The organism is Wolbachia endosymbiont (group B) of Horisme vitalbata (assembly GCF_964028625.1).
Classification (GTDB): domain Bacteria; phylum Pseudomonadota; class Alphaproteobacteria; order Rickettsiales; family Anaplasmataceae; genus Wolbachia.
The window spans coordinates 1,302,621-1,315,918 of sequence record NZ_OZ034797.1 but is presented as its reverse complement, the minus strand read 5'-3'; the positions used below and the strand labels follow the sequence as shown (position 1 = coordinate 1,315,918).

Below are 13,298 nucleotides of genomic sequence, written 5' to 3'. Positions count from 1 at the left end.
GAGTAACAGATGTTTGAACATTTGAGCAACCAAAACTTGGTTAAGCTATGCATAAGTTTTGTGATACTCTTTTTATTATCTGGGTGCGGGTGTATTAAGCCAGAAGATTCATCAGGCTTGCGTGAGAAATTGGATATAGTGTCAACAGAGCAGAAATGGGTTGATTCTGGAGTTTATATTTCGGATAAAATAAAAGTAACAGAGATTAATATAGTACCTAATAAGGTTAATTTTTGTTCGCAATATAAAGATTTTGCAATTGAACCTGGAGTAGGAAACGTTACATTACCGTTTGCGCTTAAAGATGGCGATGCGATAAGCTTTAGTGTTGTTGGAAGTAAAATGTGTAAAAACGATAATGGCACGGTCACCTATAAAAAAATTGACGAGAGTTGCGGTGAAGGAGAGACGGAGTATTTTGCACATGTTTTAAATCAAGAGAATTGTCAAGGTGAAATATGCCCTAATAAATATATCATAGGTAACGCAAAATGGTTGAATGGAAAAGAATACTGGAATCCAAATTTTGTAAAATCTGATCAAGATGAAAAGGAGATTGAAAATATCATTAATTCTATAAAACAAGGAGAAAATATAGACTGCAGGAGGCTTTCAAGCAGTCAGAAAGTTGAGATAGATACGTACCTTTTAAATCTTGCGTGTGAGAATACATGTTATTATGCCAGTCAAGATTGTGTGCAAATTGAATCTAATACTATAGATGGCAATAAACGTAATGTAGCTAAAAATCTTGCCAACGAACTAGCTGTTGGAAAAGTAAGTAAGGAAGAAGCTATCAAGAAGGCTGTAGATGGTATAATGGGAGTGTTAGATGATAGCAACATAGCTAAAGGACACAGCGATAGTTCAGATGGTGAAAAGGATAAAGTAAATACAGAAAAAAATACCAAGGGAGCTGTGGATGATATAAGAAAAAAGAAAATGAAGAGGATAAAGACTTACATTCCATCATTAAAGGTGTCGATAGGAAGAAAGGAAAGTTTTAAATATGTAAGGAGTGATGGTATACGAACTAACTTTGATTATAAGATCGAAAAAGAAAACTATGATAAGGGTACAGAGTTAGTATTTACACTTAAAAATGCTAAAGAAAAGAATGCTGGTAAAGGGGGATATAATATAAGGGTCACAAAGAGCCATAGTCTAGCAAAAAACTTATATATACATGTTTCTGATAAGTTTCCTGAGCACAATCCTGGTGAAATTCTGGGGGATATACCTGTGAATATCAGTGAAGTTCATAATACTGAGTATATGGAAAGATTAAAAGAAAAGCTAAAAGACAAGAGTGGCACTATATATTACGGAATAAGAGATCACGGCTGTGATTATAAGAAAAATGAAGGTCAGTTTAGCATTAACCTTACAACTAAAGAGCCACCTGTAAGAACTTTTAGTGCGATATATAATTTTTTTGATGAAAAAGTAAAAATTGCATTTTTTGGTTCCAGTTATAAAAATTCAGAATGGAATCACTCTGAATCTAGTCCCGTTAAGTCTCTTTATCAAAGTTTTGTAGCGTCAAATAGAACAAAGACTATCAGATCCACAATAGTGTCGTTATTAGTGTTATATATAACTTTATATACCCTTTATTACTTTTTTGGATTGTCTCATGCTTCTACATATGAATTTTTAATTATATGTGTAAAGATAGGAGTTATTACCCAATTGCTGAACGATAACAGTTGGAGTTTTTTTTATAACAATGCATTTTCTATTTTTGTTAATGCTCCAAAACAGTTAATAGAAATAGCAAATTTCAGAGGTACAACATCAAATGTTTTTGAATTTCTTGATTTACCGCTCAATAGGTTTTTATCAGCACACTCAGTGTTACTCATAGTATCTCTTATATTCTCTGGTCCTTTGGGTATTGTATCGTTTTGCTTGGTGATTTGGGGTTTGATAACAGTGAGCTTATCGATGTTTAACGCCTTATTTTCTTTTATCACATCTATAGCAATAGTTGCATTATTGCTTTCCTTGGCGCCTCTTTTTATTATTTGCCTTCTATTTGGATATACTAGACAGATGTTTCACAATTGGGTCAAAAATTTAGCAAGATTTGCAATTCATCCGGTAGTGCTTTTAATTTTTATATCATTAATAAGCCAGGTTATGGATTATATTGTGTATTCGGTCTTTAATTTTGAGGTCTGCCCTACATGTATACTTAATCTTAACTTAAAGATTTTTAATCCTTGTATTATTTATGGTTATGCTTCCAAACATGCACCTAATATCACCGCTATGATGGCTTTTGTGATTTTGGGACATGCTATGAAAGCTTTAGTTGAGGCATCTTCAACAATATCTGATTCGTTGTTTGGTGTTTATGTGGCAAGCGAACCAGGAAGGCAATATCAGCAAAGCTTAATGGGAACAGTAGGTTTAGATGAACAAAGTATCCAAAGAAGAGCAGGTCAGCAATCTGGTACACCAAGTCGAAGACCTCAAATACCACAATCAGCTCAAAGATCAGCACCTAAAATACCGACAAACACAGGAAATCAATGATGAGCAGAAAATCATTATTATTGATACTATGTCTTGTAATTACTGGCTGCACAATGGATTGTGTTGAACCTGGGCTGCAGAGCAGAAATACTAGTGTCAGTATAGATGTTCCAGTTCGTGAAGCTGGCGAAGGAGTTAAAATTCATTGGGTTGATTCTGGTCAAGTAATTAGCAAGGATGAGAAAATCAAATTTACTCTTGGTGGGTCAGTAAATTTTTGTCCTCTTAAAGAAGGGAAAAATCCAAAGAGAGTACTTGTGCCCGCTGTATTTTGTGCTAATGATTTAATACCAAATTACAGTAATAAGTTAATTGATAATGCTAGTCTTGATGAACGAGAAATATGTGGTGATATAGGCTTTGGAAATAATGAATTCTATAGCAATAGACGTTATGTAGATACTGGAATTAAAGCAAATCTTGGTGATAAGTTAAGCTTTAGCTTAGTTCCCAGAGAGATAACGATTAATTATGACAATCCAGAAGGGAAAGGTATCAGCTTTGATGACAATTGCTATAGAGCTGAAGAAAATGATAAAAAAGACAAAGCTACAATAAAAGACATGCTCAATGGAGGAACGTTCTTTTGTGGAGAAAGTGGTAAGAGGACTAAAGTAGAATTTCCTAAGATTAATAAAGAGAACATAGAAGAAAGAAGAGTGCTAGTTGGTAATGGCTACACTCCATATGATAATAAGGTACATTTTAATAAGGATTATATTCAAAATTCATGGATAAATGGTGCATTGTTAGATTTACGACGAACTAAAATAGGACTGGATAAATTATGTAATGGGAAAAAATGTGATTTTAATGAGATAAGCAAGTACAGCTCTTATGAGCTTAATTGTTACTATCAAAATATATGTTACAACGCAAAAGGTATAGGGGAGAATTGCGTCTCTTCTATAAGGTATGAGAAGTATGATAAAAGAAATACATGTGACATGTATTCTCACCTTAAACGTATTGAGGATGAACTAAAAGAGATTGAAGAAAATAAGAGGGATTCTAAGAAGATTGACATTAATTTAATATCAAATTCTAAATTAAACTTCAAAGAGGACAGAGAAGATATTTCTTGGGCTGAGGCTCTTGTTGCAAAAGTTGGCGATCTTAATAATCAGAATACTGCTAAAGGTATTCAATGTTTTCCAGAGAGAAAGGGTGCAAAAGGGGATAATGTGTGTTCGCAAATTGGTGATAATTTTGAACATTTTTCTTTGAAATTAAATCATGATTATAAAATAGATGAAAAAGATATAATACCTGGTAGTAGTGTGATGCTTGCTATAGCAAGCAATGGCAATTACTTTCTTCATAGAGGTGGATATCATGTTGCAGTGACTAGATCATGTAACTTCGATAGTGGTGAAAAACTGTATATGTACTTGGGTGATAGCCCGCCAGAAGATCCATCTGCTCGAAAGACTAATAATTTCAAAAAAGTAAAGAAATTAGATAAAATAACAGAGGATAATGTAGACTATTACATAATAGATGGAAGTCATTTAAAGGATAAAGAGTCTAAAAAGATATACTTTGGTATTAATGTAGAAAACGTAAAGAAAGATGATATTACGGACAAAGAAGGCAAATATTATGAAGATAACAAATACACAGTAAATTTATTTTTAAAAAGAAAAATAAACGATTTTATTTCATCAACTGTAAACAAGATTTTTGATTTCATAACAGACGGGGGTGAAGACGGAATTAAAATTCCATATGAAGGATATAGAAAGGGGCTTCTACAAGGAATAAGAGCTTTGCTTATTCTATACGTTATATTTACTGTTGTTGGCTATATGCTTGGAACAATACAATTAAGTAAATTCGATTTTATTATAAGAATATTCAAAATAGCATTTATAGCTTTTGCTTTTAGTGATAGAAGTTGGGAATTCTTTGGTACAACTTTGTCTGGGCTTTTTGTTGATGGTAGCATTTATTTAGTTGATAGTTTTTCTGGCTATATAGGAGAAGGAGGTAAAAAATTTGCATTCTTAGATTTAACAGCGGGAGTATTATTTACAGGAGAAACATGGCTGAAATTTTTGTCTTTAATGCTATCAGGACCTTTTGGCTTTATTGCATTTTTGGCAATACTTTATGCTACTTTTGTGTTTTTAAGATGCATTATTAGTGCTACGTTTAAGTATGTAATATCTACTGTTTTAGTGGCATTTTTATTGTCATTAGCACCTTTATTTATCGTATTTATTCTATTTCAACAAACTAAAACATTATTTGATAATTGGATAAAAACGCTGGCTCATGTTTCATTGCAACCAGTCATTTTATTTTCATCCTTGTCTCTTTTAAACCAGTTAATGTATTCAGTTCTATACAACCTCACAAATTTTTCTGCATGCTATCAATGCTTAATTAGTGTAAATTTTTTATCGTATGATCTGTGTCTTATGAAATCAATATTACCTCTTGGGTATAGTCCTGGTACTAGTGTTGATGTTGCGTTCAGTACTGGAGAAAGGGCTGGTGGGCACTTTGCAGCATTACCTATAGATCTAATCCAGGCATTTATATATCTCATCATTGCTAGTGCAATGGAAGCTTTTGTTTCTATATCAGAAACTATGGCGCAGGCGTTGTTCAGCTCTGGTTATGGAGTTGCTCAAAGTGTTAGTCATATTTCTAGGAGCGCATCACAAGCTATGCTGTCAACTGTTGGCCTTGATGATAGAACCCAAAATATGATACATAACATCAAGCAGGGAATGAGTAAAGATCGTAGCAAAATTGAAGCTAAATTGCCTGATACACCAAAGCAAGCAGATGGGAAAGGGAGTGCTGGCAGAGAAATGAGCAAATCTGAAACACTAAGCCAGCCAGATAAGCAAAAGGATTCTGATAAAACAAAAGGACAAGTCAAGGAAGATTGATGAGATATATGGAGTAACTAATTAAAAAGATATTTGAAGTAAGGTTTTAGAAATTTATTCTGTATTGGAAAAAGTTTAGGTATGCAATCACGCTTAGGCAAATGTTGGTTTAGGTTATTAATTTTGGTAATCTGTGTTCTGGTTACAGGTTGTAGTAAGAATGATATGCCTTTTCCAAGATGTATATCTGCTGATTATTTTGGTCCTGAACCCATTGCAATTGGTGCTCATTTTTCAAGAGATCATGATGCTTTTGTTCCAGAAGATAGAGAAATTATTGATCCTAATACTGGAGAAATTAATTATGGTTTTCACTCTAATCAAGTGGTGAAGTGGAAAGATACTGGATTTGAAACCAATGGAGATAGTTTAGTAGTACGAGTAAATGGTGCATGGACATCTTGGAGCAATAGTAATAAGAAGAAATCTCAAAGTAGTTATAGTTTGGAAAGTTTGGAGCAGTTAAAATATGCAACCAAATTTGAAAGAGGGGAAGGTGACAACAGTCTGCCTGACTTTCACTTAGTTTGTAATGATTATAAATCTAGCATACAAAAATTTTCAAGTAAGCCTAAAGCAAGTTGCACTGTAAAGTGCAAGTGCATTAATGAAGATGATAGCGCAAATACAGTATCACGTGGTGCTCCATGTTGGTTTACCAACGGTCATGGTGCTTATCTTTTGTTTAAAACGGGGAAAGGTGATCCTAACGAAAATCTAAAGTTAATGCGCGATCCTCAATATCCTACTGTACATCTAGGTTACAACTCCATGGCAGAAAATGGGAGCGGTCTTTTTACTTTAGACAGAGATAACACCATATTACAGGACAGGAATTGTAATACGGTGAGGTTAGAAAAAGGATGGAAAATATATGTAAAGATATTAGATAGATATTATCTAGATAATGCAGGTGGCTACTCTTTTGAATTTTTGAGCGGAGTGCAGAAACCAAGTAACTTTGGATTTTTTGATTACGTTTATAACTATCTAAAATGTGTATTATTGATTAACGAAAATTGTAAAAAGCATTTTGATAGCAATGATCCTGCAGCTGCACAAGCGATATTTCAAAATATAGCTGAAAAAAGTACGAGCTTTCACAATTTTGTTCTTTCCTTGCTTGTTCTATTTATAGTGATTTCATCGCTTCTTTATCTTTTTGGAATGATAAGAGAAACTAAGCATGATATGCTCATCAGAATGATGAAAATCACTCTAGTAATAGTGCTTATATCTCCTGGAAGTTTTAGATTTTTCTATGATCATTTTCTTGTTTTATTTGTTAAAGGTCTTGAACAATTGATAAGCATAATTACTAATTTTGCTCCCAACATGAACACCGGAGGTAATTCAAACGTTGCTCAAGGAAATGAAGCTAAATTGTTTAGCTTCATGGAGGATATGTTTAATAAGTTTTTTGCTTACTCTGTTTGGAAAAAGTTTGCAGCATTTTTACATTATCAAATGTGGGCAAGTCTCCTTATGATACCGGCAATTTTTATAGGGATTGTCTTATATTTCCTGCTGTGTATGTATGCTTACATAATATTCCTTTCTGGTTTTATGGGTATAGCTTTTCTTGTAGCTATAATGCCGCTATTCCTAATCTCTATTTTATTTTCACCACTGAAAAGTCTATTTGAGGGTTGGATAAAATTCTGTATTAGTTTCTGTTTGCAATCAATTATGATATTTACCCTGCTGTCATTACTTGCTGCGATGATAATGAATACCTTTTATAAACAGTTAGGCTTTACTGTGTGCTATAATAAATGGCTTGAAATAAAGTTATGTGCTCCAAAATGGGTATTTGGTGGTTTTTGTATAATTGATAAAGAATACTTTAGCTGGACTCCAGGGCAAATTTTTGTACCTTATGCTATTGGAGAGGCTTCTCCATTGAACGTAGATAAGAATATAGAAGGTATAGAAAAACTAAGCAGAATAGGTGGTACAGTAAAGTTTACTGGTGGCGCTGGATATATCCCTCTTCCACCAGATTACATTAATAAAGGTTTTCGTTATATAGATTATCCTTTCTTTAATCCAATTCCTGGAACTAAAGATAATCCAGCAGACCACTATATTGCGGAAAGTGATATGATAGTTAGTAATGGCTGTAGTGCAAAAGATCTAGTACGCTTAACAAATAGTTTATCTCATGCATCAGAGAGGGCTGACATTATATTACTGATCAACAATATAGAGAAAAGGATAGGTGATGTTAGTGAAATAATAAAACGCTACTGTCAAGATATAAATAAATGCAATAGTTATAGGGAAATAATTAATGAAATAAGATCTTTAGTGCGGAGTGCGGTAGAAAAACAAGGTTGTAGAATACTGAAACTTCATGATTTATATAAGGATCCCAACAGTGAATACTGTCAGAAATGTAAAGATTGTAAAGATTGTAAAGATTGTGAGGATTGCAAAAATTATCAAGAAAATAGTGATTACCAAAGGGTGCAAGACATACAGAGAGGTTATTTAATCAACGCAGGAGAGATCTTTGTATTGTTCTTGCTTTCGTTTTTGATGTTTTCTTTGAAGGAGTTTGTACAACAGATGGGCTCAAGCATTGCCGGTGGTGGGTTTGGTGTTTACAATATATCTAGTATGTATCAAGCATCACCTCTAACTGGTGTCACAGAGGGATTAAAGCAGCAGTGGCAGAACTTTGCTGGCGGAAAGTTAGAGTCTTTAGGTGATTGGGCTACTCATGTACCAGATAGATTAGCTGGAGGTACAGCTAATTTGCTAGGTAGAATACCAGGAGTTGGGGGTGTGCTGAAATATGCTATTAATGTGCCACGTAAGCTTGTAGGTGCTACTATTGAAGCAACAAAATTTGCAACATCACCTAAAAATGATGTTGATAAGCTTGAGGAAAAAATCTACAGGGCGTTTGGAATTGATAAAGAAGATATTGCACATAGAAGAATTGATAAATATTTAGAATATTATAAAGGATATGTAGGATCACATTTGGGCTATACAATAGAAGATGCTATGAAGTTTACTTGGGAACATGGTCTCGACTCTATAGGAATTAACCCTGCTACAGGAGAAAAGGATGGTTACCAGCATAATCTACTCTATAGAGCAAAAACATATAGACGGGAATTTCTTGAGAAGCTTCATGATTACACTATCGGCCGTAAGAGAGAACCAGAAAAAGACAATCCTGATCAATCAAATAAGGTAGAACGAGAGTTAGGCACGGAACTAGTAAGAGATAACCATGATCAGCCACTAGAAGAAGGCGACCCTCTTCGACTACGAGGGGGAGGTCAGCCAGATAAGGTAGTACGAGAACTAAGCACAGAACAAGAAGACAAGCCTAATCAACTACAGCATGATCAGCCAACAGAAGAAGATAAGCCTGATCAATCAAATGAAGTGACACGAAATTTAGGCACGGAACCAGAAAATTTAAAAAACACTACAGAAGCTATAGAAAGACGTGCCGAAAGAGCTAGAAAAAAAGAAGAAAGAGATCAGAATGATGTTGATGATTTTGGGTCTGTTTTTGAAGGTATGGAAAAGCGTACTGAAAGAGAAGGAAGAAGAAAGCAAAATGAGGTTTACAGTCCTTTATCACTTTTTGAGATGAATACTCCAGAAGCGATAGAAAAACGTGCTGAGAGAGCTAGAAAAAAAGAAGAAAGAGATCAGGAAGACAAAAGTTATGATACCTCATCACTTTTTGGAAAAGACAGAGAACGTGAGGGTAGTGAAAGAGCTGATAGCAGAGGTGATAATGACGAGGAATCTTAATTTTAAAGGACTAGGTTATTATGGTCTTCAGCAAGACGAAGATGGTAATATCAAGTTAAACGATTACAATGATGTTTTAAATGCGCGCAGAGCGAGGGTAGATTTGTTACTAGATAGCACTAAGCAAGGTGATGTTAGTCTTTCAAAGCTAAATAAAGCTTTGAGTGAGAAATTTGTAGATAATCATGGTTTATTGTCTGAATTTGATAAGGAAGACAAAGAGATTGCACAAGAAAGACTTAAGATGTTCTCTATTTTAGACGATCTTGATAATCTTGCAAACATTGAAAGTGAAGATCTATTAGAGGTTAGTTTGTTACTATCAGATCTTAGTTTTATAGAGAGAAATATTGTGTTGAATGCCGATCAGAGTTCTGATCTAATAGGGTTCAAAAGTCTATTTATAGAAAAAAAAGCATCTGGTGAGGAATATAGTGATGAAGAGTGTCACAATTTCCTCGATAGTATAGAGAAAATCAATACTTTAATTAAGTTAGAGTTAGAAAGTAGAATTGAAGGGATGGGTCATGATGAAAAAAACAACCATGATGATTTACAAGACGAGATTGGTCGTGCAATCAGTATAGAAAATAAATCAAAGAAAAGCGATTGATCTTGCGTTTCTCCACAAGCAACCTTCTTTCTATTAGACTGCTGAAGCTATGTTGACATTAAATGTGTATTATAAATAATTAGTTAACTTCGAACTTGTTTTATATGTTACGTGTTATTGCGGGTAAATATCGTGGAAGAAAAATAACTACAGGCAAGAATTTATCTGCACGGCCAACTATGAGTATCGTCCGAGAAGCAATATTTAGTATACTTTCTTCAAGAAAACCTATTTATAACCTAAATGTACTTGATTTATTCTGTGGAAGTGCCTCTTTTTCATTTGAAGCGCTTTCTCGAGGTGCTAAACATGCATTTATGGTAGATTCAGATTATTACAATTTGCAACTGCCTAAAAAAACAGCAGAAGATTTTGGAATTACGAACGATATCACGCTAATTTGTTGCAATGCTAACGGATTACCAAGACCTATTTCAAAGTGCGATATAGTTTTTATGGACCCACCTTATAATATCAATCTGGTTAACTCAACTTTAGACGAGTTAGCTCACTCAGGCTGGTTAAATGATAATGCGTTAATAATTCTAGAAATGAGGAAAAATGAAGGTTTTGAGTGCAATAAAAACTTCAATATAATTGTGGAGCGTACCTACGGTATTGCAAAAATAATTTTTCTTTCTTCACTCACTTGAATTTCTTTTGTAAACATCTATAGCTAAGCTAAGTAAGATTTTTCCGAGGACTGAAAGAAAAAATCAATTCGTTTTGTTGGGAATAGGGTGTGTAACAGCAAATCAATACGAGTTGATATACTAGAAGAAGCAGTATGGAAAGAAATGAAGATGGTACTCAAAGAACCAGAGGCAATGACTAAGGAATATCAGCTCAGACTCGTAAAACATGAAAGTACGCAAGCAAAGGATTAACTTGAAAAGCGTGCAAGTAAAATAGAACAAGGTATAGAAAAATTAGCTTATGTATATGCAAGGGGTCATATAACGAAGGAAAAGTATGACTTAGAAGTTGAGAGCATGGAAAAGGAGTTAAAGGAATCAGAGATCAAAGGGAAGAAGCTATCGATGAAAAGAGTCTACAGAGAGAATTAGATTTTATCACAAACAGTGTAGAAAGTTTTTCCTCTGAGAGAGCTTAATCAAGCAGACTATGAAACTAAACTTGATATAATAAGAAAGTTAGTTCAACGCATTGAAATTGACGATGATAACGTACATATAGTGTTTCGATTGAAAGAACTTGCTCGAAAGGCAAAAAAAAGTGTTCAACATTGTATCGGGATGCCAGTGTCAGCTACTTGCATGACATCCTCTTGTTTCTATAGGTGTCTTTATCTCGTCTACTTTATTTTGCCACACAGATACAATGGTTTCACATGTACTTGGTAGGCTATCTATTTTGACAAAGAAGGACTACCAACACCTTCAGCGTTTGCATCACTAAACTTACTTGCTACTTTATCAATAGTCCAAACGAGTGGCGTAACAACGAGCGCAGCAGCCCAAATAACAGCACTAACAACATAACTCAAAACTGTGTTAACAAATTTAGATAATGCACTACTATGGTCCCATGCCTTACATGACAACATGGATGAATAATCTATTAACGATTTTGTGTTACGCTTAAGATCAAAACTATCTACTACTTTCGCTAATCCTTTTGCCGGCCAGTATGACAAATACACCTACGACAATGTTGCAAATTTTTATTTTCCTTTCCATTATGTCCAGAAGAGTTCGGTAGCTCTTTTACGCGAAATACCACATTTACGTCCTCAAGGTTAATTTCAATTCTCTTGACCAATGTTCTGATAATATCACGTTTAGTTAACCAGTCTGCGTTATCAAGGTTTAACGTAATATTGGAAGAAAAGTCTTCTAAATTGGCCACAACCAGAGTTACCTCCTGTTCTAATTCCTTTTGATAAAATATCTTTTTCTTCTCTTCTTTAATTGTTTTTAAGCTTTGTTTCATTGCTTTAATTCGTGGTTCAAATTCCTCTTGATTGATATATTCTTGAGCATAACTATCGATAAGTCTAGCAATACCACGTTTTAATTTATTTTCTTGTTTCTCTAGCAGGTCACTTTTTTGATCCAATGATGATTTTTTTAGTTCTGAAAGCCTACGCTTGTATTCTTCTAAAATCCTGTTTGGATTTTTCAATAACTGCTTAACCTCTTCCCACACAGCTGTTTCTAATGCATCTGAGCGAATGGGTTTATTGTCACAAATCTTATTACCACCAAAACGGTAAGAATCTTTACCACTACAACGGTAATATGCATAATGACCACCTTCTTCTTCTCGTCTACTTCTCATGCAAGTTCCGTAACATCCGTAATTACAACGCTTACATATGACTAAACCTTGTAGTAAGTACTTTGCTCCTCTTTTTCTTGTCCTTGCTACTTTTCTATTTTCAGCTAATTGTTCTTGAACAATATCAAATATATCTTCATCTACTATATTTGGCACTTTAATATAAATCCAATTTGCTTTTTCAACAGGATAGACAGAGTGGTTACTTTTTGGCTGCTCACAAGAGCCTTTCTGTGGTCTTACTTGCTTTAATCTTACTCCTAACCTTCTTCTACCAAAAGCTGCTTGTCCTTTGTAAGCAGGGTTTTTCAACATACTCCAAATTGTACCTTTATTCCAGCGTTCTTTTCCTTTTTGTGTCTTAATGGACATAGTATTTAGCCGACGACATACTTCCCCAATACTTGTTCTTTCTCTGCCTATCCACAAAAATACTTTACGAACGACATCAGCTTCTTTTTCGTTAATCTCAAATAAAGCTTGTCCTCCTCCCATATGCTTATCTATATAACGATAACCATAAGGAGCTCCTCCCATTACATTTACATAGCCTTTGTTAGCTGCATAGATTTTACCACGACGACTTCGTTCCATAATTTTCGCACGTTCATATTCTGCTATCATACCTTGCATTTGTAACAGTAATTGAGATTCTGGGTTACCGTTAATCTCATAATTTAAAAAAACCACTTTTGCTCCTGCTTTTTCAAATTCTTCAATCAGCACCATTTGATATGCATATTTTCTAGATAAACGATCAGGAGAATGAATGTAAATCTTATCAATTTTACCTTCTGTTACTTTATCACGTAATTTTTCTAAATCAGGGCGGACTAAATGAGATCCACTGTAGCCGTTATCAATAAATTTATACTCACTTAACAATCTGTATCCGTCCAGATTAATTTGCTTCTCTAAAGCTGCAATTTGACTTTCTATCGTATTTCCTTCTACTTGTTTCCCCGAAGAAACTCTCGCATATAAACATACTGTTACCATTTGACCCTCCTTGAATCCCATTTTTATGTTTTAAGTTTTTTTGACTTATTTCCTTTGACACTACCTTTTCATAAGCATCTGATAAGCATTGTTCTGCTAACCGATTAGGTTCATAGCTACAGCTAATTTGGATAGCTAATCTCTTGTTTCTCATGACT

General features: G+C 34.2%; 8 protein-coding genes. 6 read left to right on the top strand and 2 right to left on the bottom strand.

Annotated features, from left to right (window positions below; all coding sequences use genetic code 11):
• The first annotated feature begins 9 nt into the window (after nucleotides 1–9).
• From ABWU56_RS06350 to ABWU56_RS06325, 6 genes are all read left to right on the top strand, one after another.
• Nucleotides 10–2,541 carry a type IV secretion system protein gene (locus tag ABWU56_RS06350; protein WP_353281333.1) on the top strand — a complete coding sequence of 844 codons (2,532 nt, stop codon included), beginning with the start codon at nucleotides 10–12 and terminating at the stop codon, nucleotides 2,539–2,541.
• Nucleotides 2,538–5,444, top strand: a complete 2,907-nt coding sequence (locus ABWU56_RS06345) for a type IV secretion system protein (protein ID WP_353281332.1) — start codon at nucleotides 2,538–2,540, stop codon at nucleotides 5,442–5,444. Before ABWU56_RS06350 ends, ABWU56_RS06345 begins: the two co-directional genes overlap by 4 nt.
• Before the next feature lie 81 nt (nucleotides 5,445–5,525).
• Nucleotides 5,526–9,227, top strand: a complete 3,702-nt coding sequence (locus ABWU56_RS06340; protein WP_353281330.1) for a type IV secretion system protein — start codon at nucleotides 5,526–5,528, stop codon at nucleotides 9,225–9,227.
• Nucleotides 9,211–9,840: a hypothetical protein gene (locus ABWU56_RS06335; RefSeq protein ID WP_353281328.1), complete on the top strand. Its 630-nt coding sequence runs from the start codon at nucleotides 9,211–9,213 to the stop codon at nucleotides 9,838–9,840. Before ABWU56_RS06340 ends, ABWU56_RS06335 begins: the two co-directional genes overlap by 17 nt.
• A 104-nt stretch (nucleotides 9,841–9,944) precedes the next feature.
• Nucleotides 9,945–10,493: a 16S rRNA (guanine(966)-N(2))-methyltransferase RsmD gene (rsmD, locus tag ABWU56_RS06330; RefSeq protein WP_353281327.1), complete on the top strand. Its 549-nt coding sequence runs from the start codon at nucleotides 9,945–9,947 to the stop codon at nucleotides 10,491–10,493.
• Nucleotides 10,494–10,580: 87 nt separating this feature from the next.
• Nucleotides 10,581–10,727, top strand: coding sequence for a hypothetical protein (locus ABWU56_RS06325; protein ID WP_164819305.1), 147 nt, complete (start codon nucleotides 10,581–10,583; stop codon nucleotides 10,725–10,727).
• A gap of 482 nt (nucleotides 10,728–11,209) precedes the next feature.
• Here the strand turns inward: ABWU56_RS06325 and ABWU56_RS06320 are convergent, their stop codons facing one another.
• Both ABWU56_RS06320 and ABWU56_RS06315 read right to left on the bottom strand, forming a co-directional pair.
• Nucleotides 11,210–11,497 carry a hypothetical protein gene (locus ABWU56_RS06320; RefSeq protein ID WP_353281325.1) on the bottom strand — a complete coding sequence of 96 codons (288 nt, stop codon included), beginning with the start codon at nucleotides 11,495–11,497 and terminating at the stop codon, nucleotides 11,210–11,212.
• Nucleotides 11,470–13,161 (bottom strand): recombinase family protein, encoded by a 1,692-nt coding sequence (locus ABWU56_RS06315; protein WP_353281324.1) that lies wholly within the window; start codon nucleotides 13,159–13,161, stop codon nucleotides 11,470–11,472. Before ABWU56_RS06315 ends, ABWU56_RS06320 begins: the two co-directional genes overlap by 28 nt.
• Nucleotides 13,162–13,298 lie beyond the last annotated feature (137 nt).

Excerpts from the sequence above, each read along its gene's own strand:
- ABWU56_RS06350 (WP_353281333.1), top strand. The coding sequence starts at position 10 with ATGTTTGAACATTTGAGCAACCAAAACTTGGTTAAGCTATGCATAAGT.
- ABWU56_RS06345 (WP_353281332.1), top strand. The coding sequence starts at position 2,538 with ATGATGAGCAGAAAATCATTATTATTGATACTATGTCTTGTAATTACT.
- ABWU56_RS06340 (WP_353281330.1), top strand. The coding sequence starts at position 5,526 with ATGCAATCACGCTTAGGCAAATGTTGGTTTAGGTTATTAATTTTGGTA.
- ABWU56_RS06335 (WP_353281328.1), top strand. The coding sequence starts at position 9,211 with ATGACGAGGAATCTTAATTTTAAAGGACTAGGTTATTATGGTCTTCAG.
- rsmD (WP_353281327.1), top strand. The coding sequence starts at position 9,945 with ATGTTACGTGTTATTGCGGGTAAATATCGTGGAAGAAAAATAACTACA.
- ABWU56_RS06315 (WP_353281324.1), bottom strand. The coding sequence starts at position 13,161 with ATGGGATTCAAGGAGGGTCAAATGGTAACAGTATGTTTATATGCGAGA.